The organism is Myxococcus sp. RHSTA-1-4 (genome assembly GCF_020037125.1).
Lineage (GTDB): Bacteria > Myxococcota > Myxococcia > Myxococcales > Myxococcaceae > Myxococcus.
On sequence record NZ_JAIQDG010000008.1, the window covers coordinates 66,035 to 90,358 of the forward strand.

Annotated in this window: 18 protein-coding genes; 5 read left to right on the forward strand and 13 right to left on the reverse strand. The window is 70.4% G+C overall.

The annotated features are described in order from the left end of the window. Positions 1–267: 267 nt before the first annotated feature. Positions 268–1,725 carry a reverse transcriptase family protein gene (locus K8638_RS13480; protein WP_223754908.1) on the forward strand — a complete coding sequence of 486 codons (1,458 nt, stop codon included), beginning with the start codon at positions 268–270 and terminating at the stop codon, positions 1,723–1,725. A gap of 3 nt (positions 1,726–1,728) precedes the next feature. Here the strand turns inward: K8638_RS13480 and K8638_RS13485 are convergent, their stop codons facing one another. Then, positions 1,729–2,619, reverse strand: coding sequence for an alpha/beta hydrolase (locus tag K8638_RS13485; RefSeq protein WP_223754909.1), 891 nt, complete (start codon positions 2,617–2,619; stop codon positions 1,729–1,731). A gap of 135 nt (positions 2,620–2,754) precedes the next feature. Here K8638_RS13485 and K8638_RS13490 point away from each other — a divergent pair, with 135 nt between their 5' ends. Next, on the forward strand, positions 2,755–4,281 hold the full coding sequence (locus tag K8638_RS13490) for a GMC family oxidoreductase (RefSeq protein WP_223754910.1): 1,527 nt from the start codon (positions 2,755–2,757) through the stop codon (positions 4,279–4,281). A gap of 50 nt (positions 4,282–4,331) precedes the next feature. Here the strand turns inward: K8638_RS13490 and lnt are convergent, their stop codons facing one another. Both lnt and K8638_RS13500 read right to left on the reverse strand, forming a co-directional pair. Next, entirely contained in the window at positions 4,332–5,963 is a 1,632-nt protein-coding gene (gene lnt / locus K8638_RS13495) for an apolipoprotein N-acyltransferase (RefSeq protein WP_370643967.1), read from the reverse strand. Positions 5,964–6,128: 165 nt separating this feature from the next. Continuing rightward, a complete protein-coding gene (locus K8638_RS13500; RefSeq protein WP_223754911.1) occupies positions 6,129–6,767 on the reverse strand; it encodes a hypothetical protein in 639 nt (212 codons plus the stop codon). An 86-nt stretch (positions 6,768–6,853) separates the two neighbouring features. On the opposite strand from K8638_RS13500, the gene K8638_RS13505 reads away from it, so the two are divergent. Further along, complete coding sequence (locus tag K8638_RS13505; protein WP_223754912.1) at positions 6,854–7,780, forward strand: hypothetical protein; 927 nt, start codon at positions 6,854–6,856, stop codon at positions 7,778–7,780. A 106-nt stretch (positions 7,781–7,886) separates the two neighbouring features. Here the strand turns inward: K8638_RS13505 and K8638_RS13510 are convergent, their stop codons facing one another. Next, complete coding sequence (locus tag K8638_RS13510; protein ID WP_223754913.1) at positions 7,887–8,975, reverse strand: SGNH/GDSL hydrolase family protein; 1,089 nt, start codon at positions 8,973–8,975, stop codon at positions 7,887–7,889. 209 nt (positions 8,976–9,184) lie between these two features. On the opposite strand from K8638_RS13510, the gene K8638_RS13515 reads away from it, so the two are divergent. After that, a complete protein-coding gene (locus K8638_RS13515) occupies positions 9,185–10,495 on the forward strand; it encodes a chloride channel protein (RefSeq protein ID WP_223754914.1) in 1,311 nt (436 codons plus the stop codon). Between the two features lie 3 nt (positions 10,496–10,498). Here K8638_RS13515 and K8638_RS13520 read toward each other — a convergent pair whose 3' ends face one another. From K8638_RS13520 to K8638_RS13545, 6 genes are all read right to left on the reverse strand, one after another. Next, positions 10,499–12,886, reverse strand: coding sequence for a putative metal-binding motif-containing protein (locus K8638_RS13520; protein WP_223754915.1), 2,388 nt, complete (start codon positions 12,884–12,886; stop codon positions 10,499–10,501). Continuing rightward, the gene (locus K8638_RS13525) at positions 12,883–13,740 is read right to left on the reverse strand and encodes a hypothetical protein (RefSeq protein WP_223754916.1); all 858 of its coding nucleotides are present in this window, start codon (positions 13,738–13,740) and stop codon (positions 12,883–12,885) included. The genes K8638_RS13520 and K8638_RS13525 overlap by 4 nt, the downstream gene beginning before the upstream one ends. Before the next feature lie 122 nt (positions 13,741–13,862). Then, the gene (locus K8638_RS13530) at positions 13,863–16,055 is read right to left on the reverse strand and encodes a putative metal-binding motif-containing protein (protein ID WP_223754917.1); all 2,193 of its coding nucleotides are present in this window, start codon (positions 16,053–16,055) and stop codon (positions 13,863–13,865) included. 282 nt (positions 16,056–16,337) lie between these two features. Continuing rightward, the gene (locus K8638_RS13535) at positions 16,338–17,693 is read right to left on the reverse strand and encodes a CapA family protein (protein WP_223754918.1); all 1,356 of its coding nucleotides are present in this window, start codon (positions 17,691–17,693) and stop codon (positions 16,338–16,340) included. A 90-nt stretch (positions 17,694–17,783) separates the two neighbouring features. Further along, positions 17,784–18,851, reverse strand: a complete 1,068-nt coding sequence (locus K8638_RS13540) for a site-2 protease family protein (protein WP_223754919.1) — start codon at positions 18,849–18,851, stop codon at positions 17,784–17,786. Beyond that, positions 18,844–19,578, reverse strand: a complete 735-nt coding sequence (locus K8638_RS13545) for a hypothetical protein (RefSeq protein ID WP_223754920.1) — start codon at positions 19,576–19,578, stop codon at positions 18,844–18,846. Before K8638_RS13545 ends, K8638_RS13540 begins: the two co-directional genes overlap by 8 nt. A gap of 139 nt (positions 19,579–19,717) precedes the next feature. Here K8638_RS13545 and K8638_RS13550 point away from each other — a divergent pair, with 139 nt between their 5' ends. After that, a complete protein-coding gene (locus K8638_RS13550) occupies positions 19,718–21,127 on the forward strand; it encodes an RluA family pseudouridine synthase (protein ID WP_223754921.1) in 1,410 nt (469 codons plus the stop codon). A 45-nt stretch (positions 21,128–21,172) separates the two neighbouring features. Here the strand turns inward: K8638_RS13550 and upp are convergent, their stop codons facing one another. The 3 genes from upp to K8638_RS13565 are packed head-to-tail and all read right to left on the reverse strand — an operon-like array spanning position 21,173 to position 24,281. Further along, positions 21,173–21,808, reverse strand: coding sequence for a uracil phosphoribosyltransferase (gene upp / locus K8638_RS13555; protein ID WP_223754922.1), 636 nt, complete (start codon positions 21,806–21,808; stop codon positions 21,173–21,175). 15 nt (positions 21,809–21,823) lie between these two features. Next, entirely contained in the window at positions 21,824–23,035 is a 1,212-nt protein-coding gene (locus K8638_RS13560) for a DUF1688 family protein (protein ID WP_223754923.1), read from the reverse strand. Further along, complete coding sequence (locus K8638_RS13565; protein ID WP_223754924.1) at positions 23,028–24,281, reverse strand: GTP cyclohydrolase II; 1,254 nt, start codon at positions 24,279–24,281, stop codon at positions 23,028–23,030. The genes K8638_RS13560 and K8638_RS13565 overlap by 8 nt, the downstream gene beginning before the upstream one ends. Between the last annotated feature and the right edge of the window lie 43 nt (positions 24,282–24,324).

Below are 24,324 nucleotides of genomic sequence, written 5' to 3' on the forward strand. Positions count from 1 at the left end.
AGCGGTGTTGCGCCGCTCCGGTTGGAATGCAGGACACTCTCCGCAAGGTAGCCTGTTCTTGGCTCTCTCCCTCCTAGGCACTGCGCCCGGGGTGGGTAGCTGAGCCAACGACGCGAACGCCGTTTACCCACCCCGGGCGCAGTGCCTAGGAGGGGAGAGCCGGTGAGGCTACCGTGCCCCAGGTGAGATGGTGGTGCCTTCCCGGCCTCCCTCGACTGCTCGCGCCACGCCCCGTCCCATGCCGCCGCCCCCGCCTCAGGTACTGACATGACCGCCAGGCTGGAGTCGTTCGTCCCCGCAGCTTCGCCGCAGGCCGTCTCCACTCCCGCGCCCTCGGCCCCCGCCGCCAACGCCGTCTCCCAGCGCGAGGTGCGCCGCGCCGCCCACGAGGCGCTGCTCACCCGCTGGAAGGCCATTGCCGACGCCGGTGGCGCCGACTCCTGGGTGCAGGGGCAGCTCGTCTCCCGAGGCCTCGCGGTGGCGGACCTCGACTTCTCCCGCGCGTCGGAGAAGGAGAAGACGGCCTGGAAGGAGAAGAAGAAGGCCGAGGCCACCGAGCGCCGCGCGCTGGAGCGCCAGTCCCACGAGGCGTGGAAGGCCACGCACGTCTCGCACCTGGGCGCGGGCGTGCACTGGGAAGAGGACGCGGGCGCCGACAAGTTCGACGTCGCGGCCCGCGAGGAGCGCGCGAAGGCGAACGGCCTGCCCGAGCTGGGCTCGACGGAGGCGCTGGCGAAGGCGCTGGGGCTGAGCGTGTCCAAGCTGCGCTGGTTCGCGTTCCACCGCGAGGTGGACACGGGCACGCACTACGTGAGCTGGAAGATTCCGAAGCGGGACGGCGGCTCGCGCACGATTACGTCCCCCAAGCCGGAGCTGAAGGAAGCGCAGCGCTGGGTGCTGGCGAACGTGGTGGAGAGGCTGCCGGTGCACGGGGCGGCGCACGGCTTCGTGGCGGGGCGCTCCATCCTCACCAACGCGCTGGCACACCAGGGCGCGGACGTGGTGGTGAAGGTGGACCTGAAGGACTTCTTCCCCTCCGTGACGTGGCGGCGGGTGAAGGGCCTGTTGCGCAAGGGTGGACTTCCGGAGAGCGCGTCCACGCTGCTGGCGCTGATGGCCACCGAGGCGCCTCGCGAGGCGGTGCAGTTCCGCGGCAAGCTGCTGTACGTGGCGAAGGGCCCGCGCGCGCTGCCGCAGGGGGCGCCGACGTCGCCGGGAATCACGAATGCGCTGTGCCTGCGGCTGGACAAGCGGCTCTCCGCGCTGTCGAAGCGGCTGGGCTTCACGTACACGCGCTACGCGGACGACCTGACCTTCTCGTGGACGAAGGCGAAGCAGCCGAAGGCGAAGCGCTCGCAGCGTCCGCCGGTGGCCGTGTTGCTGTCGCGGGTGCAGGGCGTGGTGGAGGCCGAGGGCTTCCGCCTGCACCCGGACAAGACGCGGGTGGCGCGCAAGGGCACGCGCCAGCGGGTGACGGGGCTGGTGGTGAATGAAGTGGCCGACGGCAAGCCCGCGGCGCGAGTGCCGCGCGACGTGGTGCGCCGGCTGCGCGCCGCCATCCACAACCGGGAGCAGGGCAAGCCGGGCCGCGAGGGCGAGTCGCTGGACCAGCTCAAGGGCATGGCCGCCTTCATCCACATGACGGACCCGGCGAAGGGCCGCGCCTTCATGGAGCGGCTGTCGAAGCTGGAAGCGAAGGAGCAGCAGCAGCCCCCGGCGGCGTGACGCTCAGGGCGTTGCCGGAGCCTCCGTCTCCTGCTTCAGCAGCGCCTCGTCCAGGAAGGCCCGAAGCCTGCGCGGGTACTCCTCGGGCTCCGTGGCGACGAAGTTCCCGTGTCCCGCGCCTTGGATTCGCCACGTCCGCGCGTACTCGCGCACCTTGGCGAACAGCTCATCCGCGAGCGGCTGCCCGGACTCCTCCGTCCCCATGACGATGAACAGCGGCCGGGGACGGATGCGCTCCACCGCGTCGATGGTCCTCACCTCGTCAATGGCAATCCCGCGCCGCCAGAACGGCACCAGCGCCCCGGACTGCGACACGAAGCCGAAGCGCCGGAAGTCGTACGCCGCCGCCAGCCACAGCGTGTTGAACGGCGACAGCAGCACCACCGCGCGCACGCCCGGGTCCTTCGCCGCCACCTCCGCCACCGCGGCCGAACCAATCGAGAAGCCGAGCGCCCCCACCCTCTCCGGGTCCACGTCCGGCTGCGCCCGCACGAACTCCAGCGCCGCCGCCACGTCCTTGCGCTCCTGGTCCCCCCACGTGGACGTCTGCCCCTCGCTCTCCCCGTGGGCGCGCAGGTCGAAAAGCAGCACGCCGTAGCCCGCGTCCTTCAGGATGCGCGCCTCCGGCAGCAGGTCCGCGCGAGTCTGCGACAGCCCGTGCGCCATCACCACCGCCGCCCGGTTCCGGGACGGCACGTACCAGCCTCGCAGCGCCAGCCCGTCCGGCGTGCGCAGCGTCACGTCCCGGGCCTCCGCGAAGTCCGCCGGCTTCACCGCCCGCGGCTTCGGGTAGTGGAAGTACGCCTCCGAGTGCCGCAGCGCCCGGACGAACACGGCCGAGGCCCCCAGCAGCCCCAGCGCCAGCACCCCACCCAGGACCCACCGCCACTTCATGTCCGCCTGCCCTCCATGACACGGCGCACGGCCGTCCGTCCGCTCCGGGCGCCATTGGTCAACGTCGTGCAACCCAGTTTACACTTCGCCCGAACTTTCACAGGGCCGGCAAAGGACCGGCATACCAGGGGTGCTGTGGGGAACTCCAAGACGGTTTACGACGCGGTGGTGGTGGGCTCGGGGGCATGCGGCGGTTGGGCCTGTAAGCAGCTCACGGAGGCGGGACTCCGGGTCCTCGTGCTCGAAGCCGGCCGAGGCCTCCGCGCGGACAAGGCGCTCTGGATAATGCACCGGCTGCGCCAGACGCTGCTCCGCTACCACACGGAGTCGGACACGCGGCGCAAGGAGCGCCAGCAAATCCAGTCCACCACCTTCGCGTGGCCCTTCCACCCACACGCCTTCGTGGACGACGTGGACAACCCCTACACCACGCCGGAGGGCCAGCCCTTCACCTGGATTCGCGCGAGGCAGGTGGGCGGACGCACCTCGGTGCGGGCGCATGGGCGCCAGTTCTACCGGCTGTCCGACTTCGACTTCAAAGCGGGCAGCCGCGACGGGCAGGGCCCGGACTGGCCGCTGACGCTGGCGGACCTCGCGCCGCACTACGAGACGGTGGAGCGGTGGATGGGCATCCGCGGCAACACGGACGGGCTCCCCAACCTGCCCGACTCCATCTTCGCCGAGCCCATTCCCCTGACGCCCGCGGAGCTGCGGCTGAAGGAGCGCGTGGAGCGCCGCTGGCCCGACCGCCGCGTCGTCGCCCGCCGCACCGCCAGCGCCCCCGTCACCATGCCCGCCGCGCTGAAGACGGGCCGCCTCACGCTGCGCACGCACGCGGTGGTGAACCAGATTCTCCACGACGCGAAGACGGGCCGCGTCACCGGCGTGAGCTACCTCGACGCGGAGTCGGGCAAGTCGTACGAGGCCCACGGCCGCATCGTCGTGCTCGCCGCGGGCACCATCGAGTCCGCCCGCCTGCTGCTCCACTCGCGCAGCAGCGCGTTCCCTGACGGGCTGGCGAACTCCTCGGGGCTGGTGGGCCGCAACCTGATGGACCACACGTACCTGCTGGGCATCGAGGCGAAGATGAACCTGCCTCCCGAGCAGCAGCGCAAGGAGCACAGCTGGGCGTACATCCCCCAGTTCCGCAACGTCACCACGCGGGAGCAGGGCTTCGTGCGCGGCTATGGCGTGCAGGTCTTCACCTTCGACGACAACTGCCACTTCGTCCCCTTCGGGGAGATGGTGCCGCGCGCGGAGAACCGCGTGACGCTGAGCCCCACCGTGAAGGACCGCTGGGGCATCCCCGCCGCGCACATCGAGTGCAAGCACTCGGCGAACGAAGTGAAGATGGTCGAGGACTCGGTCGCCGCGTGCCAGGAGATGATGAAGGAAGCCGGCTTCACGGTGGAGAGGGTCAACGACACCATGTCCACGCCGGGCATGGCCATCCACGAAGTGGGCACCGCGCGCATGGGCACGGACCCGAAGACGTCCGTGCTCAACGCGCACAACCAGAGCTGGGACGTGCCCAACCTCTTCGTCACGGACGGCTCCTGCTTCCCGTCGCAGGGCTCGCAGAACCCCACGCTGACGATGATGGCCATCACCGTGCGCGCCTGCGCGTACATGGTGCGGGAGCTCAAGGCCGGACGGCTGTAATCGCCTCGGCCATGGCACTGGCAGCGGACACCCCCGCTGCCGGGCCGCGCTCAGCGCCGGGTGAGCACCGCGCTCACCATCAACCCCGTGGCGAGCAGAAGTGCCACGGGCCCGAGCCAGTCCCCCCAGGCAAGCGCGAGTGACGTCATCGGCGCGGTGACGGGCACCCGCATCACGAGCCCCGAGCGCTGGTTGTCGTCCACCTCGGCCACCACCGCGCCCGTCGCGTCGATGAGCGCGGACACGCCCGAGTTCGTCACGCGCACCTGGGACCGGCGCGTCTCGATGCTGCGAAAGGCCGCGTGCGCCAGGTGCAGCCGGGGGGCGGGCGTGCCGGAGAACCACGAGTCATTGGACAGGGTGAGCAGCAACTCCGCGCCCTGGCGCACGCCCTCCGCGACGAACGAGGGGAAGATGGACTCGTAGCAGATGAGCGGCGCCACCGTGAGCGAGCGCCCGTCGCGCAGCCTGAAGCTCACGGCCTTCGGTCCGGGGCCGCGCTTCCAGCGCCCCGTCCACGGCAGCCACTCGCGCAGCGTCGGCGTGTCGATGGCGTCCGGCACCCACTCCGTCAGCGGGAAGAGCATCGTCTTGCGGTACGCCGTGCGCTCCAGCCTGTCACCGCGAGCCGAGGGCCCCAGGAACATGGCGGCGTTGAACTCGCGCTCGCCCTCCAGGTCATACGCGCCGAAGACGAGCGGCACGCCGCGCTGGGCGACATAGCCGGCAATCTCGGCGTCCAACTCCGCGCCCGCCTCGCTGCGGGGCGAGCCGAAGGTGGTGGGGTACACCGTCTCCGGCCACACCAGCAGGTCCACCGGCCCGCCGCGCAGCAACCCGTCCGACATTTCATAGTGCGTGTCGAGAATCATCCGCACCACGTCGTACGTACCGCGCTCGGCCTTGAGCTTCTCGTATTGGGTGATGTTGGCCTGCACCGCGCCCACCACCAGCCCGCCCTCGCGGCGCGTCGCCTCCATCACCCGCGAGTGACGGAAGGCGCCATACCCCGTCAGCGCGAGCACCAGTGCCGTCCCCACCGCCGCCGGCCCCACGGCGCGCCGCCGCTCGGAAGGGACTCGCAGGGAGCGCAGCGCCGCGAGCACGCACTCGTTGACGAGCAGGAGCAGCAGCGTGAGCCCGGGAGCCCCCGCCACGTCCGCGCCCTGCCGCTGCCACTCCAGGGTGACCAGGCCGAGCCCGAGCGTGTCCGCGAACAACTTCGGCGCGAACCACTCCACGCCCACGTACACGAGCGCGGTCACCAACGGAGGCAGCCACGCCAGACGAGACCCGGCCCCCGTCCCCACCGCGCGCCTCGCGAGGTACCGCGCCAGCGCCGCCGCCGGGAACTGCAACTGGACCACGGGCGACATCAGCAGCAGCGCCACCCAGCACACCCACAGCGGGGCCTGCGAGTACGCCTGGACGGCCCCCGGGAACCAGCCAAACACCGCCGAGGAGAACACCGCCGCGAGCGCCAGCCCCAGCCCCAGCGCCTCACGCGGCGAGCGCGCCCGGTCCACCACCACGAGCCACGGCACCAGCGCCACCCAGCCGAGCAGCGTCCACGGCATGCGCAGCCGGGAGAACAGCGCCAGCATCGCGGTGGTCGCCAGTACCCCCAGCAGCGCCACGGCGAGGCGCCGCGCGCGTCCCGCCTCCGCTCGCGAGTCCGTCACGGCTCGGCCCCGTCCTTCGCGCGCCTGGGGGACCGCGGCATCTCGAGGGCCTGTCCCGGAGGCACCGTCTTCGCGGGCACCACGCGCGAGTCCGTCACGGCGCGGCTCCAGCCTCGGTCCCCTCGGGAAGCCGCGGCATCTCCACGCGCCCCGCTCGCGAGTCCGTCACGGCGCGGCCCCGGCCTCGGCGCCCTCGGGGAGCTGCAGCATCTCGATGGGCAGGCCCGGAGGCGCCATCTCCGCGGGCACCACGCGATTCTCGGGCAGGGGAATGGGCTGGCCGCTCTCGTCCTTCGGCGCGTAGTCCGGATGGAACATCAGGATGGCGGCCACGCGCTCACCGTTGTCGGTGGACTGGTAGTGGCGCACGAAGCCGGGCGGCAGTGGGAAGTCCTCGGGCACGACGATGCCGCGCTTGAGCGGCTTGGTGCCGGGCCGGTAGAGCTGCGTGCCGGTGGGCCCCGTGTACGGCGCCTCGTCCGCTGGAGGAGGCACCGCTTCCTCCACGACAGGCGCGGCCACGGGCTGGGGCGCCGGAGCCACGGGGCGCGGCCTCACCACGGGCGCCTGGGCCACCATCGGTGGAGGCTGCTCGGCCACGGGCGCGGGGGGAAGCTCGGCCATCGGCTCCACCTCCACGTCCGAGGAGAGCCACCAGGCGCTCAGCGCGACGCTGAGGATTGTGAAGATGAGCGCGCCGCCCACGAGCCACAGGCCCACGCCGCTGCTGGAGCGCGAGGGAGCGACGTGCGTGACGCCGTCACCATCGACGCGCCGTTCTGGAGCTGGATGCTGCGGCCTCATGCTCGCCCGCGGACCTCCGAGCCGCGTATGCTACGGAGCCACTCCCGCCGAGGCAATCCGGCCGCCTCCGGTCGAAGCGCCCCCCCATGAGCACCCCCTCCGCCGCCCTCGTCGAGCCCTCCGGCCCGTCCTCCTCCCTCACGCCTCCCGAGCCCGCCCCCGAGCGCTTCGCGGTGCACGCCGTGTCCCTGCCCCTGCGGGGACTCGGACTGGCGGCGCGGCTCACGGCGTATGGCTGCCTGCTCTTCTTCAGCGCCTGGCTCGTCCTGGACATCCTCGCGAACCAGCAGAGCCTCCAGCCCCGGCCGCTGGTGCTCGGCCTGGCACTCGGAGTGCCACTGCCGCTGGCACTCGCCGCGCTGCTGCGGTGGCTCACCCGCGCGACGGTGGACGTGGAGACCACCCGCCTGGTGCTCACCCTCCGCGGCGGCGCGCGGATGGAGATTCCCCACGACGCCGTGGAGTCCGTGCGTCCCTGGAAGCTGCCGCTGCCCGGCCCCGGGCTCTCCCTGCGCATGAAGTCGGGGCGCGCCTTCAGCCACGGGCTGGAGGTGGAGGACGCGGCGCCGCTGCTCGAGGCGCTCGGCCGGCACGGACCGCTGGGGGCGGCGCAGTCACATCCGCTGGTGCGCTACGCGCAGGCGAGGCACGCGCTGTGGCGCCGGCGCTGGTACCACCTGCTGGGCAAGCTCGTCCTGTTCCCCATGCTGCCCGCGGGCATCATGTTCCAGTTGCACCAGCGCATCGCCTTCGGGAGTGTCCTCGGCGAGTACCAGATGTACGGGCTTGGGGCGTGGCTGCTCTCGTTCAGCCGCGTCTACGAGCAGGTGTTCCTGAACTTCATGCTCTGCGCCTGCTTCCTGCGCCTGCTGGTGGAGGCCGTGTCCCTCGCGGCGGCGTGGCTCACGCCGTCCCGCGCGCGGGGCGTGCGGCGCGGCGCGGAGTGGTTCGGCAGGCTCACGTATTACCTGGGACTGATGGCGCTCCTCGCCGCGCGGCTCCTGGGGAACTGAAACACGCGGCGGCGCGGGGCCCTGGAAAGACGAGGGCCCCCGACCCGTGTTGAGAAGGTCGGAGGCCCCGGCGCCCGAGCTCACCCGCGTTCAGCGGGCGCGGGCATCACGGCGTGGCGGGATTGAACTTCGCGGACTCCCAGCCCATCTTGTCGTGGCCGTTCTTGTTCCACTCGGGGTTCTTGCCGCCAGGCATCTGCGCGTCGGTGAACTGCGGCGCGCCCGTGCCGGAGCCGGAGCCGCTGAAGATGCTCACGCCGATGGTGGAGCCGTAGTAGGTCGGGTGCGTGTTGTCCGACTGGATGTAGTCGTAGCTGGTGCTCGAGTTGACGAAGTGCGTGTTCGCATCGCGCAGCGTGGAGCGCAGCGTGGTGGTGATGCGGGTGACGTACGCGTCCTCGGTCTCACCGGCGCGGTAGCGGATGGCGTCCGAGTCAATCTGCCCGTCGCCGTTGGAGTCGTACTCGCCGGCCATCATCTCCGCGAACGAGTCCGCGCACTGGAAGCCGTAACGCGCGGCCAGGTTGCACGCCCGCCAGTTGCTGCGAGCCAGCAGCGGCAGGAACTTGGTCTGCTTGTTGACGGTCGCGCCCGTCACCGCGTCCTTGCAGCTCGTCTGCACGTTGTCGGCGGCATAGCCCGGGTAATAGATGTTGGAGATGATCTTCACCTTGGCCGTCGTCGCGTACTGGTTGATGGCCTGCATCGCCTTCTCCATGAAGGTGGTGCAGGAGGCCAGCGCGCTCTCCAGGCCGGCGTAGCTGCATGTGCCCGTCTGGTCCGAGAAGGCACTGCGGGCCTGCAGGTAGTCGTTGCCGCACATCTCGAACATCACGACGCGCGTGTTGCTCGCCTGCATGTACGAGCGCTCGGAGATGATCTTGTTGTTGAAGATGTCGTCCGCCTTCGCGCCGGACTTGGTGCGGCGGATGACCTCCATGTCCGTGTTCCACGTCTGCGCCAGGTACTCGCCCTGGACGACGGGCGCCGCGCGGCGGGCCACGGCGGTGAGGCTGCCGTTGTAGCCGGCGTAGATGGAGTCGCCGTACGCCACCACGCGGTACTTCGTCGTGGAGGTGGACCGGTCGATGGTCCACGACGTGTTCTGGTTGATGGTGCTCGCCATCGCGCTACCGCTCACCGTGAAGGCCGCGCACATGGCAACGAAGGACATCCCGCTGCGACGGAAGGACATGCCCCGCTCCTTTGGGGTTTTAGGGGGAGCCGGGACGCTACACGCAGTTGATTCGACAATCACCCTGAATCAGGAATAACGCGCCATGTTAGAAATAACGGGTGTAGACAGACCCACCCTTTGTCGCGGGAGTGTGTCCTGTTTCTGACGCAGCGCGATGTTTGACGCGTTGTTTCATCATGTCTCACGGGGGCCTAGAGTGCGTGGCCGTGAACGTGTCCCGGGGAGCGCGAGCGCTGGCGCAGTGGCTGCTGCTGGGTGGGGTGGTGGGGGGGGTGTGCGGCGTGGCGTCGGCGGTGTTCCTGTACCTGCTGGACGAGGCCACCCGCTTCCGCGAGGCGCACCCGTGGCTCGTCTACGCGCTGCCGCTGGTGGGGCTGGTGCTGGGGGCGGTGTACGGGAAGTGGGGCGCGCCGATTCGCGGCGGCAACAACCTGGTGCTCGATGCGGTGCACGAGGGTGACGCGCAGGTACCGCTACGCATGGCGCCCATGGTGCTGGTGGGCACGGTGCTGACGCACCTGTTCGGCGGCAGCGCGGGCCGCGAGGGCACGGCGGTGCAGATGGGCGGCAGCCTCGCGGACGCGGTGGCGCGGCGGTTCCGCGTCAGTGCGGACACGCGGCGCGAGCTGCTGGCGGCGGGAATCGCCGGCGGGTTCGGCTCGGTGTTCGGGACGCCGGTGGCGGGCGCGGTGTTCGGGCTGGAGGTCGTGGTGGTGGGGCGCCTGGGCTACGAGGCGCTGCTGCCCGCGCTGGTGGCGTCGGTGGTGGGGGACCTGGTGACTCGGGGGCTGGGCATCGAGCACACGGTGTATCCGGTGCCGGGGGCCCTGCCGCTGACGGCGTGGGTGCTGGCGAAGTGGCTGGTGTTCGCGGTGGCGGTGGCGGTGGTGGCGGTGGCGTTCGTGGAGCTCACGCACGGACTGAAGAAGGTGTCGGAGAAGCGCGTGCCGTGGCTGCCGGTACGGATGGCGCTGGGCGGCGTGGCGGTGGTGGCGCTGTGGAAGCTGGCGGGGACGGATGCGTACCTGGGCCTGGGCGTGCCGGGGATTCTGCGGGCCTTCGAGGACCCGGCGCTCCCCATGTCCGCGTTCGCGTGGAAGCTGGTGTTCACGGCGGTGACGCTGGGCGCGGGGTTCCTCGGTGGCGAGGTGACGCCGCTGTTCTTCATTGGAGCCGCGCTGGGGAACGTGCTGGCGAGGTTGCTGGGGTTGCCGGTGGACCTGGGCGCGGCGGTGGGGCTCGCGGCGCTGTTCGCGGCGGCGGCGAATACCCCGCTGGCGCTGTCCATCATGGCGGTGGAGCTGCTGGGCGCGAGCGTGCTGCCGCACGTGGTGATTGTCGCCACGGTGGCGTACCTGCTCACGGGGCACCGGGGCATCTACCCGGCGCAGCGGATTGCCCGGTTGAAGCACGGCGGGCCGCTGCTGCGCAGGTTGGTGCCGCTGCGGGAGCTGCCTGGAGAGGAGGCCGCGGGACGCGAGCCCCCGGGCCCCACGGGCCCGGGGAGCGGAGGCTGAGGGTTACGGCTCCGGGTAGTGGTAGACGGAGCCGCCCGCGCCCACCACCCAGAAGTCCCCCGTTGAGGTCATCGCGATGTCGTACAGGGGATTGTTCGTCGTGGGGAGCTTCGGACCGGCCGCCCAGCCGAACGACGTCCGCCGGTAGAGGTTTCCGTTGGCCCCCTTGTCGACGATGTACGCGTCGTTATTGGGCAACATCACCACGCTGCTGAAATTGGCCGGCACTCCCGGAGGCGGCGTCACCAGCACCCAGCTCGCCCCCGCGTTCGGCAGCCCGTTCCACCTCCACACCGCGCCCCCGTCGCCCACCGCGTAGGCCTGGTTGGACGCCCCCATCCACACCGCATTCATGTTGTTGGCCACAGAGGTATTGCTGAGTCCATGCTCCACGGCGGTGGTCAGATCTGAGCCCAGATAGGCATGGATGCGCTGGTTGCTAGAGGCTCGGCCCGCCACGAGCAGCAGACTCGGGTCCAAGGCATGGATGCCATTGTAGACGCTAACGGTGTCGTCCTGCTGCACCGGGGCATTACCGGGCACCCAGGTGAACAGGCGCCCATCGGCGTTGACGAAGTAGAGCGTGGTCGTCCCGCCCGACTCGAAGCCCACCATGCCCGTAATCGTGTTCGTATTGGGTGCGGTGACCTGATTGATGCAGGCCGCCCCCGTGTGCACGGCCAGCTTGCCGCCCGCGCCCCCCAGGTACACATGGCCGTTGGAACCCACCCACGCCGCGTGCCAGTCCACGTTGCCGCAGTTGTTCGGGTCGGGGTCCGTCGCCGAATAACTGAAGCTCTTGAGAGCCGCTCCCACCGCGTCGCGCAGCAGAATCTTCCCGCCAATGCCCGCAATCCACACGGGTAGCCCACTGGCCCCCACCGCCACCGTCCTGAAGTCGTGGCCCGGGCCAATGAAGAAACTTTCCACCTTCTTCAGAGTTCCACCGCAGCTGAGCCCCTCGTCCGCAGCGCCCGAGCAGTTGTTGTCCACCGCGTCGCAGACCTCGGTCCCTCCCAACCGCGCACTCGGGTCCACGTCATCACAGTCGGTGGCATTAGCCACCGTCCCGGTTGGCGGCGCAGTGGAAGCACAGACCTTGGTGCCTGTGCTCCCAGCGGCGCCCTGGCCGTCCCCATCCGCATCCGGGTGGTAGCTCACCGGCGCTGGCGCATCGCACACGGTGCCGTCCTGCGCCGTGTTGCAGATGAACCGTCCCGAGCAGACATCGTTGTTGCAGACATTCCCCTTGTTCGAGAAGGGCTCATCGATGCCATTGGCACAGTTGTTATCCACGCCGTCACACAGCTCCGCCCTACCGGGCGCACGGACGGGGTTATCGTCCGCGCAGTCGAACGGCTGGGCGTTCCTGGGGGCATAACCCGCGCCCGGGGACTCGCACTGGGTGACCAGGGTGGTCTGCCCCTGGGTACCGTCGCCATCCAGGTCGAGATACCAGTCCTTGTCGAACCCCTCGTCCACGCCGCCAGAGCAGTCGTTGTCCTTGTTGTCGCAGACCTCCGCCTTGCCGGGCGTCCGCGCGGGGTCGTTGTCCTGACAGTCGCCTCCCACGGCCACGTAGCCCGCGGGCGCCACGCAATCCAACGTGGGAGCTCCCGCGCCTACCCCATCACCGTCCGCGTCGCGGAAGTACTCCGTCACCACCACTCCCTCGTCCGCGCCGCCAGCGCAGTTGTTGTCCAGCCCATCACAGACCTCCGGCAGGCCAGGAGCCCGGTCTGGATTGTCGTCGTCACAGTCATTGCTGGAGGCTGAGTAGCCGGGAATCGGCCCGCATCTCAGCGTGGGAGTACCCGCGCCCACGCCGTCGCCGTCCCCATCCCGGAAGACCTCGGTGAAGGGAAGTCCATCATCGGCACCCAGCCGGCAATCGTTGTCCAGGCCGTCACAGACCTCGACGCGCCCCGGCCCCGGACGCGCCTCGGCGTGAGCATCGTCACAGTCAGTCCCCCCATTCACGGGGGAGACATATCCGTCACCATCGGCATCCCGGGCGCTCAGCGAAAAGGCGAGCGACTGTCCACCTCCTTTGCTCAGAGTGACCTCCGCCCGGGCTCGTGCCACCTCGGGGCCGGAACAGGACTGTTCGTGTGCGGTGGAGATGATTTCGGTGGTCTGGCTCCAGTCGCCTTCCCGGAAGATGGAGACCGACACCTTCCTCGCCGAAACCTCCCGGTCGAGCACCAGAATCTGCTCCTGGACCTGCTTGTCCACGGCCGCCGCATCCCGGGCGAGCACGATGATGCAGCCCGCGTTGAAATCGAAGGCGACGTCGACCTTGATGGTGCGCTCTCCTTTGAGTTCTTCCAGGCTGGGCACCGTGCACCCGGCAAGCACCAGCGCCATGCTCCACGGCAACAAGCGCCTCATCGCGCACCTCCCTCCGCCGTGAGCGTCTCCGACTCCCCCATGAGGAGCCACGTCACCACCGCCCCGGCCACCGCCACGCCCGCCGTGCCGAACAAGACGTTGGCCGTCGTCGCGCTGCGCTGCGCCTGCCCATGCCGCTCCTCCAGCTCGTTGAAGAACCGCGCCTCTCGGGCCTCGTTGATCTGGCGCCGGGAAGACAGGCCGAAATACGTCCCCGCGCCTCCAGCGGCGACTCCCGCGCCCAGCAGCACCATGCTCACCACCGGCACACGCTGCATCCACGGCCTCTCCTCCGCCATTTGAGTGGCGAGTTCTTCAGGACGAGAGGGCACCAGGTCCGGCCGCGCCACCTGCTCACGGGATTCCGCCGACGCTGATGTTACCTGGGCAGGCTCCTCGAGAGGCACGCCCCCCGGCATCGGAGCCACGGGACGTGACTCCGCGACCTTCGGCGTGTCCGTGCGCTTCCGGGCCAGCTCCGACTGGAGCTTCCTGCGCTGGGCCTCGAACTCCGCCGTCACCTTGGGAGAGACGCGGAGCGGCAGCCGGGCATCGGGCTTGAGCACGAGCGCGGACCGGAAACCGGCACGGGCCGCCTCCCATCTGCCCAGGTCGGCGCTGATGATGGCCTTGTAGAGAGAGAGGGTGACCTCTTCCTCCGTGCCGTGTGGCACCTTGCCGGCGCGCTCGAGCTTCTCCAACGCCAGCTCATATTCGAGGTCGTCGTAGAGGCGCACGGCCTCGGCGATATGACGTTCGAACTCGCCTTCCGCCCGAGCCGCGAGCGGTGGAAGAACCACCGACAGGCACACGGCGAGCGTCAGGCATCTCCCCCGCAAACGAACCTTGGACATACCTGGACTGTAAGGCATCCCGCGAACCCAGGAGAAATGCCTTACAGCCCTCGCTCGCGGCGTGTCCGCGCCGTCACCGCTCCCGAACCGTGGAGGCCCAGGAGCGGTACATCGAAGGAGGGTTACGGCTCCGGGTAGTGGTAGACGGAGCCACCCGCGCCCACCACCCAGAAGTCCCCCGCCGAGGTCACAGCGATGTCGTACATGGGCTGGTTCGTCGTGGGGAGCTTCGGACCGGCTGCCCAGCCGAACGACGTCCGCCGGTAGAGGTTTCCGTTGGTCCCCTTGTCGACGATGTACGCGTCGTTATTGGGCAACATCACCACGCTGCTGAAGTTGGCCGTCACTCCCGGAGGCGGCGTCTGCAGCGTCCAGCTCGCCCCCGCGTTCGGCAGCCCGTTCCACCTCCACACCGCCCCCCCGTCCCCCACCGCGTAGGCCTGGTTGGACGCCCCCATCCACACCGCATTCATGTTGTTGGCCACAGAAGTACTGCTGAGTCCATGCTCCACGGCGGTGGTCAGGTCTGCGCCCTGATAGGCATAGATGCGCTGGTTGCTAGAGGCTCGGCCCGCCACGAGGAACAAACTCGAGTCCAGGGCATGGATGCCATTGTAGACGCTACCGGTGTCGTCCCGCTGCACCGGGGCATTACCAGGCACCCAGGTGAACAGGCGCCCATTGTCGTTGACGAAGTAGAGCGTGGTCGTCCCGCCCGACTCGACTCCGACAATGCCCGTAATCGTGGCCGTATTGGATGCGGTGACCTGATTGATGCAGGCCGCCCCCGTGTGCTCGGCCAGCTTGCCGCCCGCGCCCCCCAGGTACACATGGCCGTTGGAACCCACCCACGCCGCGTGCCAGTCCACATTGCCGCAGTTGTTGGGGTCGGGAGCCGTTGCATCGTAGCTGAAGCTCTTGAGCGCCGCCCCCACCGCGTCGCGTAGCAGAATCTTCCCGCCCATGCCCGCGATCCACACGGGCAACCCACTGGCCCCCACCGCCACCGTCCTCAAGTCATGGCCCGGGCCAATGTAGAAATCGACGACCTTCTTCAGACTGCCACCGCAGCTGAGCCCCTCGTCCGCGGCGCCCGAGCAGTTGTTGTCCACCGCGTCGCAGACCTCGTTTCCACCCAGCTTGGCCCCCGGGTCCACGTCATCACAGTCGGTGGCATTGGCCACCGTCCCGGCTGGCGGCGCAGTGGGAGCACAGACCTTGGTTCCAGCGCTCCCCGAGGCGCCCTGGCCGTCCCCATCCACGTCCGGGTGGTAGCTCACCGGCGCTGGCGCATCGCACACGGTTCCATTCTGAGCAGTGTTGCAGATGAACCGTCCCGAGCAGACATCGTTGGTGCAGACATTCCCCTTGTTCGCGAAGGTCTCATCGATGCCATTGGCACAGTTGTTATCCACGCCGTCACACAGCTCCGCCTTGCCGGGCGTACGGACAGGGTCATTGTCCGCGCAATCGAACGCCTGGGCGTTCCTCTGGGTATAGTCAGCGCCCGGGGACGCACACTGGGTGACCAGGGTGGTCTCATCCTGGGCACCGTCACCATCAGCGTCGCGGTACCACCTCTTCTCGAACTCCTCGTCCACGCCGCCAGCGCAGTTGTTGTCCTTGTCGTCGCAGACCTCCTGCTTGCCGGGCATCCGGTCGGGGTCCCCATCGTCGCAGTCACCATCCATGGCCGCGTACCCGGGAATCGGGCCACAGTTCTGCCTGGCATTGCCCGCGCCCACCCCGTCACCGTCCTCATCCAGGTAGACATCAACGAGGGCCAGCCCTTCATCCACCTGCGTGTCGCAATCGTTGTCCCGGCCGTCGCAGACCTCCGTCGCCCCGAGGTACGTCTGCGCGCCCGTCTCTGCCGAATCGTCGCAGTCCGTCCCGCCCCCGTTCCCGCCCTGCTCCGTGGCCACGTAGCCGTCCCCATCCGCGTCGGGCGTCACCAGCGCCACCCTCTGGTCGGGCTTCTTGCCCGTCCCGCTCAAGTCGAGGTCCACCTGCTCCTCGTCCACCAGGCGCCCCTCGCAGGTCTGCTCGTGCGCCGTGACGCGGAGCCGGAGTTGCGGGCCCCACCCTTCCTTGCGAACGACGGCCACCGCGAGCGGCGGCTCCTGTTGGTCCAGATTGGTAACGACCTTGGACTCCAGCTCCACCTCCGGGCTCGCCGCATCGAAGACCTTCACGGCGATGCAGCCCTTCTTGAAGCTGGAGGTGTACTCGACCAGGACCTTGACGCCGGCCTGTTCTTCCTTGTTACAGGCCAGGACCAGCAGACTCAGAACGGAGAGGGCAATGTGACGCATGGAGCGGAGTCTACCGCAGCCCTCCGTCCGGGCGCCGCTCGGAAGCCCTCTTCCTGGAGCCCCCCTCCCTCCTGCCCAGGAGGGCATCCATTTGCCGCCCTGACGACATCCAACAGCCCGGTTGAAGGGAGCGAGCTGCTCCCCACCCGGGCTTCCTGGAAATCCCGGGCCCAGCAGCGAGCCGTCCGCCTACATCTCACGCCCAGGTGAACGACCCGCGGCACCGGCCCGACAGGCACTCGCCGTCAGCCGAGCAGGCCCCGCGGTCCTTCTCGTGTGCCCCTACCGCGCGGGCCGTGCGGGCCTGCCGCCCTCCGCCACCGGGCCGGCGCCGCCCGTGCCGGGCAGCCCGCGGGCCTCGCGCTGGCGCAGCTCGGGAGAGGCCACGGCGAAGCCCTCGGGCAGCATGCGGAGGATGCGCTCGCGCCGGTGCTGGGAGCTGACCCGCCGCCGCTCCAGCATCGCCTTCTCCGCGCGAGCCGCCTTGTCCAGCGGCTCGGGCCGGGCCGCCAGCGCGGCGAGCCGCTCCTCCACCGCCTCCAGCTCCCGGTCGATGAGCACCGGCTGGATGTTGCGCAACTCCTTGCGCGCGCGGCCCACGGCGTTGTTCTCAATCCACACCGGCAGCACGGCCACGTCCTCCAGCGCCACGGGCGCGCCGGGCGCGGGCCGCGCCAGCGTCACTCGCAGCAGCATGGAGTCCCGCTTGTCTCCCTCCGCGCCCTTCCTTCCGGGCACGTGGCGGTAGAAGCGGTCCTGGTTCGCCACCAGGTTGCCCAGCGAGTACGCGATGAGCCCGCGCCTCCCGTCCGCCGTGGGGTGGGCCTCCAGCGGCTGGAGCACGTGCGGGTGGTGGCCGATGACGGCCTTCGCTCCCGCCTCCAGCAGCGCGCGGCCCAGCTCGCGGTCATCCGGGTGCGGCGTGTCCTTGTACTCGGTGCCCCAGTGCACCAGGACGATGAGCGCGTCGCACCGGGCCGCCGCCGCGCGCACGGCCTCGGCGGCCTCCTCGGGCTTGAGGCCCCGGTGGTGGCGGTGCTCCGGGTAGGGCACGAAGGCGACGTGGGCGCCCTCCTCCGTCTTCGGGTTGCTGAAGCCGTTGAGCCAGCGCGTGAAGGACAGGAAGCCCACCTTCACCCCGCGCACGTCCAGGAAGACGGGCTCCCACGCGGCGGACTTCGACGGCCCGGTGCCCGCGTGGCGGATGCCGGCCGCGTCCAGGTGGCGCAGCGTCTCCAGCAGGCCCGCGGGGTGCTGGTCCCTCGCGTGGTTGTTGGCGGTGGACACCACCTTCACCCCGGCCGACGCGAGCGCGTACGCCATGGCCGACGGCGCGTTGAAGAGCAGCTCGCGGGTGACGGCCTTCTTGTTGTCGGTGACGGGCGTCTCCAGATTCACCACGCCCACGTCCGCGGTGCGCAGCACGTCGGTGATGGGGCCGAAGACATGGTCCCAGCCCTCGTGGTTGAGCGAGGGCGCCGCGCCGCCGTCCGCCGGCTTCGCGCCGGTGCGCGCGTGCAGCTCCGCCACCGTCTTCACCTCGCCGTGGGGAATCACGTCCCCACCGAACACGAGCTCCACGCGCGTGGGCGTGGTGGCGCACAGCAGGGGCACGAGGAGCAGCGCGGGAAGAGTCACCTGGCGGACATTAGTCCAGCCACCTGACCCGGGAGGAAGTCCCCTCCCCCGGGTTCCACCGGCCCCGGTGACTCACCGCGGCAGGTCCGCTCACATCGCCAGCGCCGTGCCCATCCACCGCTGCGCGGCCCAGCCCAGGGCGCTGAGCGCGGCGACGAGGAAGCCGTACTCCACGGTGGCGCGGGTGTCGCCCTCCTCGGCTCCGGGCATGGCCACGGCCTGGAACCCGGCGCCGAGCAGCAGCAGCACCAGCAGCCCCTCGGCGGTGAGGAACCAGCAGGCGCCGATGACCGCCACCGCCAGCCAGCGCTGCTTCCGCGACAGGGCACGGAACCCGCGGCCTCCGTCGAGCTGCCAGACGGGGAGGAGGTTGAAGAGGTTGAGCCACGCGGCGGCGTGGGCAATGGCGCCCAGGCTCTTCCACCCGGTGACGAGCGCGGCGCCGAACAGCACCACCGCCGCGCCGAAGCCCCAGATGGGCCCCGCGAGCCCCACCCGTGCGTCCTCGCGTGCATCCACCGGCGTCTGCTTGAGCCGCACGAAGGCGCCGAGGCCGGGGATGAACATGGGCGCGCTGGCCTGCATGCCGAAGCGGCGCAGCGCCGCCACGTGCCCCATCTCGTGCACGTAGATGGAGGCAATCAACCCGAGCGCGAACACCCAGCCCCACGCGGCCCAGTACACGCTCAGCGCGAGCAGCATGGAGAACAGCGTGCTCGCCTTCGTCAGCCCGAGCAGCAGCAGCTTGCCCTTGCCCAGGAGGAAGACGAGCACGAACTTGAACTTCCACATGAGCAGCCCGAGCGTCCCCAGCGCGGCGAGCACCTTGGGCATGTTCGACTTCTGTCCCGCCTGCGTCCCCGCCGACACGGCGCCGAGGAGTCCGGGCGCATCCACCTTCCGGCTCAGCGCCTCCACCCGGGCGGTGACCTGCGCGTGCTGGCTGGAGCCCGGCGGCAGCAATTCCAGGGCGCGGCGCCAGGTCTCCAGCGCCACGGCCGGCTCATCGCGCGCGGTGGCGGCCTCGGCCTCGCTCGCGAGCCGCTGGAGCTCCTTCGCGTACACCAGCCGGTGACAGGACGGACAGGTGAGCAACCGGGGGCCCAGCTCTGAGCCGCACCCCTCGCAGCGCGTGACGGCGGCGACGGCTTCAGCCAACGGACTGCTCCTGGGCCTTGCCCTCGGACTCGGGCGCCGGTGCTTCGCCAGCGGGAGCGAGCTGGAAGGGCCCGTCAATCTTCAGCACGGCGCGGGTATTCCTTCGCCACGCCTCCCACAGGGCGAAGCCGTAGATGAGCAGGGAGATGGGGCTCTCCATGCCCACGAGGACGGGCGCCGCCAGCGAGAGGATGCCCGACACGATGACCCGGAACACGACGGGCATCTCTTCCGGCGCGGCCCCATCGGTGGCCTCGGCATCCGAGGCCGAGGAGAAGCCCTCGTAGACATCCGGCGCGAGCGAGCCGCAAACGGACAGGTAGGTCAGCAGCACGGCGAGCACCTGGTAGAAGCGGCCCCCGCGCCCGTCCGAGCCCTTCCGCACGGCGGCACCCACGCCCCAGCCCACGGCGATGGCGATGAGGCCGAGGTTGTAGCCGGTCAGCGCGGAGACGCCGAAGTACAGCACCGCGCCCGCAATCGCCGCACCCGTGCCGAAGGCGAGCGCACGGAAGAACCGGCCCGACTTCGAGCCGCCCGTCATCGACGCCTCCACGGCGTCCTTGCACGACGGGCAGAGGAGCTGACCATTCGCCTCGAAGTACGTACCGGTGATGGCGCGCTGGCACAGCGCGCACTTCGGAGCCGCACGCGGCTCGGTGAACTCGGCGCGCTCGAACTGGAGCGGCGCGTCCGAGGGAGCCGCGGGAGAGGCTGGGTCTGTCATGGGTAGGAATTGGGGTGAGAGGCGGTCGCGAGACTAGCTGATGCGCCCCGGCTCACGGCAACCCGTCCTGCCGGGCAGGCTGGCCCCCCGTGCCTGGCCCGTATCCGGACCCAAGGCCTGGCTGGTAGAGGGTGACCTCGTGAGCGAGGCGCCCCCACCAGCGGCCGTGACGTACTTCGAGCCCCGACCGGCTCCGGCCGAGGTGCCTGCACGGCTCGCCAGCCCGTTCGACCCGCGCCCTCCGCATCCGCTCGCGCGCCGCGCCGCCGAGGAGCTGCAAGCACTCCTGCGCGCTGGAGACGTCCCGGCGGGCTTCGACCCGGGCGTCCTCGAGGCGCCCGGGGGCGGGAAGATGTTCGGAGTGCTGGTCGTCGCGGCGGAGGACGGCCGCATCGGCTACCTGCGGGGCTTCTCCGGCATGCTGGGTGGACACTGGCACGTCGAGGGCTTCGCGCCCCCGCTGTTCGACCCCGTCGCGCGCGACACGTTCTGGCCCGGTGGGCAGGCAGAGCTGCGCACGCTCGAGCTGCGCCATGCGGACCCACGAGAGCCTGGCGCAAGCCGCGCCGAGATTGAACACCTGCGAGCGGAGCGCTCACGCCAGCTCTGGCGGCAGCTCACCGACAGCTACGTCCTCCCGAATGCGCGCGGGGAGCGCCAGTCCCTCACGGCCCTGTTCGAGCCCGAGGCGCCTCCCGGTGGCGCGGGTGACTGCGCCGCACCCAAGCTCTTCGCCTGGGCCTATGCGCACCACCTGCGGCCCCTGGCGCTCGCGGAGTTCTGGTGGGGCGCGCCGCCCACGAAGGGAGAGCGGCGCGCGGGCGAGTACTACCCGGCCTGTCAGGGCAAGTGCGGGAGGGTGCTGCCGTACATGCTCGAAGGACTGAGCGTGGAACCCGCGCCGCCCGGCAGCACGGCGCCCACCTCGCGAGAGGAGCCACGCGTGTTGTTCGAGGATCCGTGGCTGCTCGTCGTGGACAAGCCGTACGGCCTCCTGTCCGCGCCCGGCCGTCATGCGCGCCAACGTGACTCGGTCCTCGTCCGGCTCCAGCGGAAGGAATTGAATCTCCTGGTCGTGCATGCGCTCGACACGGAAGCCTCCGGGCTCCTGCTCCTGGCGAAGGACCCGGAGACACAGGCGGCGCTCCGCCGGCAGCTCGCGCGCCGTGAGGCGGACCTCCGTCACGTCGCCTGGCTCGAAGGCACCGTGGCAGGTGACCACGGCGTCATCGAGCTGCCGCTCCGTGCCGACGCGGACGAACGGCTCCGCCAGCAGGTGGACCCGGTCCACGGCAAGCGCGCCGTCTCGGAGTGGCGCGTCACTCAGCGGACCGGCACCCGGACCCGCGTCTCGTTCCTGCCCCGCACCCGGCACGCGCACCAGCTGCGGCTCCACGCCGCGCATCCGCTCGGGCTCGGCGCGGCCATCGCCGGTGACGCGCTGTACGGCCAGGCCGGCCCCCGGCTGCTGCTCCACGCCGAGGCCCTGACGTTCACCCACCCACGGACCGGCGAGCGCCTCGCATTCGAGAGCCGCCCGCCGTTCTGAGACCCCGGCGATGCGCCGGCCGCGGAATGGAAGCTCCGTTCCGCGCTACTTCGTGCCGAAGAGCCGGTCTCCCGCGTCACCCAGGCCCGGGATGATGTAGCCGTGCTCGTCGAGCCGCTCGTCGATGGCCGCGGTGTACACGTGCACGTCCGGGTGGTGCTCGCGCAGGTTCGTCAGCCCTTCCGGGCTCGCCAGCAGGCACACGAAGCGCACGGAGCCGGGCTTGTTCCGCTTCAGCCGCTGGAGGGCCGCCACCGCCGAGTTGCCCGTGGCCAGCATCGGGTCACACACCACCACGTCGCGGTCCGCGAGCTGCCCCGGCACCCGGTAGTAGTACTCCACCGCCGCCAGCGTCTCCGGGTCGCGGTACAGGCCGATGTGCCCCACGCGCGCGGACGGCACGAGTTGCAGCATGCCGTCGAGGATGCCCTGCCCCGCGCGGAGGATGGCCACCAGCACCAGCTTCTTCCCGTCCAGCACCGGCGCCACCGTCTTCGCCATCGGCGTCTGGATTTCCTCGTCGCGCAGCTTGAGGTCGCGGAAGGCCTCGTACGCCAGCAGCAACGAGATTTCCTGGAGCAGCGCGCGGAAGGAGGCGGTGCTCGTCTCCGCCCGCCGCATCAGCGTCAGCTTGTGCTTCACCAGCGGATGGTCCACCACCGTGCAGTTCGGGAACTCCATTGCATCCTCCCTCGGTCAGAACACCGTGCCGTCACTGTCCACGCGGATGGGCGGCACGCCACCGGGGCGCAGCTCCGCCGCCACCCGCCGCCCCGCCGTCCACGTCCCCCCTTGCAGCACCTTCGCCAGCGGCAACTCCTCCGCGTTCATCCCCAGCCGGCCGCGCACCAGCGCCGCCACCCTGTCCAGCAGCGCCACCGTCAGCGCGCGCCACTCCACGATGGGCTCGTCCCCCGGGTGCAGCGCCACGGTGGTGATTTTCGTGTCACGGGGCACCAGCACGCCCAGGTCCACGAAGAGGCCGCCGTTGCGGTACTCGGGCAGGCCGGTGAGGCCGTCCAGCTCCGTCACCACCACGCCGGCCTCGGCCAGCGGCTCCACCAGCGAGTACGTCAGCCACTGCGACAGCTTGTGGAAGGGCACCAGCGCCTCCACGCTCTCCACCGGGCCCAGCGCCGAGTGCGGCCACACGTCGCCCAGGTTCACCGCGTCCACCATGACGCGGCCCGGCCAGATGGGGCCCAGCACCTCCAGCACCAGCCCCAGCAGCTCCGCGGCCCGCACGGAGCGCCGCTGCGCGGTGATGATGTCGAAGAGCGCTCCCGGCCGGGGCAGCACCTTCGCCAGCCCATGCATCAGGTGCAGCCGCCCGTCCAGCCCGTCCAGCGGGTTGGAGTCCGACACCTGCATCCCCCGCGCGAGCGCCTCGCGGGTGAGCCGGCCCAGCGCCTCCGCGTCCGCGCGCAGCGGCCGGTCCGGGTCCGACGAGAAGACGCCATCCATGAACATCCGGAAGCTGGCGACGGCCAGTCCCTCCGAGCGCGCCCACGTGCCGCCGCCCCGCTCGCGGTAGCGCCACTTCGGCCCGCTGCCCGCGTCCAGCAGCACGCTCACCACCACGAGGTCCAGCTTGGCCCGCGCCCGCTCCTGCGGCGTCGCGTCCTTCAGCCGCTCGTTCAACTCCTCCACGCGCGCCACGCCGCCCGCGTCGAAGTGGCCCCAGCGGCTGTGCAGCGGAATCTCCAGCGTGGGGTAGCACTCGCGTGTCACCTGCAGCACCGTGTCCACCACCGTGGGCAGCCGCGAGGGCTCCACGCGGAAGTGCGCCAGCCGGCCCGCCAGTCCCAGGTCCAGCAACTGGTGGCACCGCTCGCGGATGGCGGACGGCGTGCGCAGCCACGCCACGGCGGGAGAGACGTCGGACCTTGCCAGTGAGGTGTCAGACATCGAGGTCCCGTCCCTTGACCTGGGCCAGCGCCGTCGCGTCCGCCACCGGGCCCTTCGTGAAGTAGCCGGCCGCCTTCTTCGCCTCCATCTCCACCTTCGCGTCGGCGGGGATGAGCTCGTCCGGAATGGGAACCCGCTCCAGGATTTCGATGCCCGAGCGGACGATGGCGTCGTGCTTCATGTCGCTCATGGACACGAAGCGGTGGATGCGGGTGATGCCCAGCCAGTGCAGCACGTCCGGCATCAATTCCTGGAAGCGCATGTCCTGCACGCCGGCCACGCACTCGGTGCGCTGGAAGTAGGTGGCCGCCGAGTCGCCGCCCTCCTGCCGCTTGCGCGCGTTGTAGACGAGGAACTTCGTCACCTCGCCCAGCGCGCGGCCCTCCTTGCGCAGGTAGACGATGAGGCCCGAGCCCCCATTCTGCGCCATGCGCACGCACTCCTCGATGCCGTGCGCCAGGTACGGCCGGCACGTGCAGATGTCGCTGCCGAACACGTCCGAGCCGTTGCACTCGTCATGCACGCGCACCGCCAGCGGCGTGTCCCGGTCCGCCAGCGCCTCGACGTGGCCGAAGGCATACAGCGTGAGCCCGCCGATGGGCGGCAGGAAGACGTGCAGGTCCGGGCGGGTAATCAGCTCCGGGAACATGCCGCCCGTGTGCTCGAAGAGGCCGCGGCGCAGCGCGCTCTCCGTCATCCCGAAGCGCTTCGCGATGCCCGGCAGGTACCACACCGGCTCCACCGCGGCCTTCGTCACCTTGATGTCGCCGTTGGCCTGGAGCAAATCGCCATCCGGCTTCAGGCGCCCGGCGATGACGGCGTCGCGCAGCTCGGGCAGGTTGATGTGGGCCTTGGTGACGGCGATGGTGGGCCGGAAGTCGATGTCCTGCTCCGCGTAGGCGCGGAAGACCTGGGGGGCCACCGCGCCCCACGGGTCCAACGAGACGATGCGCTCCGGGTCGCTCCAGGACGGGTACGGGCCAATCTGCGCGGCGGGCGAGGTGTTCTTCAGGTCCGCCCGGTGGTCCTGCGGCAGCTTGCCCGCGGCCACGGCGAGCGCGCGGTACACCGCGTACGCGCCGGAGTGCGTGCCGATGACGTTGCGGTGCGCGGGCTCGGTGAGGGTGGCCACCACGGGGCCGCGGCGCAGGGGCTCGGGGTCGCCCCAGCGGATGGGGACACCCGGAGTCTCACCATCCGGATGGGAGGTGAGGCGGATGTGATTGACGGGCTTCTTGTCTGCCATGGGACGCCCTCCTTGCGGGCGCGGGGAATGTCGAGCGCGAGGA

Excerpts from the sequence above, each read along its gene's own strand:
- K8638_RS13480 (WP_223754908.1), top strand. The coding sequence starts at position 268 with ATGACCGCCAGGCTGGAGTCGTTCGTCCCCGCAGCTTCGCCGCAGGCC.
- K8638_RS13485 (WP_223754909.1), bottom strand. The coding sequence starts at position 2,619 with ATGAAGTGGCGGTGGGTCCTGGGTGGGGTGCTGGCGCTGGGGCTGCTG.
- K8638_RS13500 (WP_223754911.1), bottom strand. The coding sequence starts at position 6,767 with ATGAGGCCGCAGCATCCAGCTCCAGAACGGCGCGTCGATGGTGACGGC.
- K8638_RS13505 (WP_223754912.1), top strand. The coding sequence starts at position 6,854 with ATGAGCACCCCCTCCGCCGCCCTCGTCGAGCCCTCCGGCCCGTCCTCC.
- K8638_RS13510 (WP_223754913.1), bottom strand. The coding sequence starts at position 8,975 with ATGTCCTTCCGTCGCAGCGGGATGTCCTTCGTTGCCATGTGCGCGGCC.
- K8638_RS13520 (WP_223754915.1), bottom strand. The coding sequence starts at position 12,886 with ATGAGGCGCTTGTTGCCGTGGAGCATGGCGCTGGTGCTTGCCGGGTGC.
- K8638_RS13525 (WP_223754916.1), bottom strand. The coding sequence starts at position 13,740 with ATGTCCAAGGTTCGTTTGCGGGGGAGATGCCTGACGCTCGCCGTGTGC.
- K8638_RS13530 (WP_223754917.1), bottom strand. The coding sequence starts at position 16,055 with ATGCGTCACATTGCCCTCTCCGTTCTGAGTCTGCTGGTCCTGGCCTGT.
- K8638_RS13545 (WP_223754920.1), bottom strand. The coding sequence starts at position 19,578 with ATGACAGACCCAGCCTCTCCCGCGGCTCCCTCGGACGCGCCGCTCCAG.
- upp (WP_223754922.1), bottom strand. The coding sequence starts at position 21,808 with ATGGAGTTCCCGAACTGCACGGTGGTGGACCATCCGCTGGTGAAGCAC.
- K8638_RS13560 (WP_223754923.1), bottom strand. The coding sequence starts at position 23,035 with ATGTCTGACACCTCACTGGCAAGGTCCGACGTCTCTCCCGCCGTGGCG.
- K8638_RS13565 (WP_223754924.1), bottom strand. The coding sequence starts at position 24,281 with ATGGCAGACAAGAAGCCCGTCAATCACATCCGCCTCACCTCCCATCCG.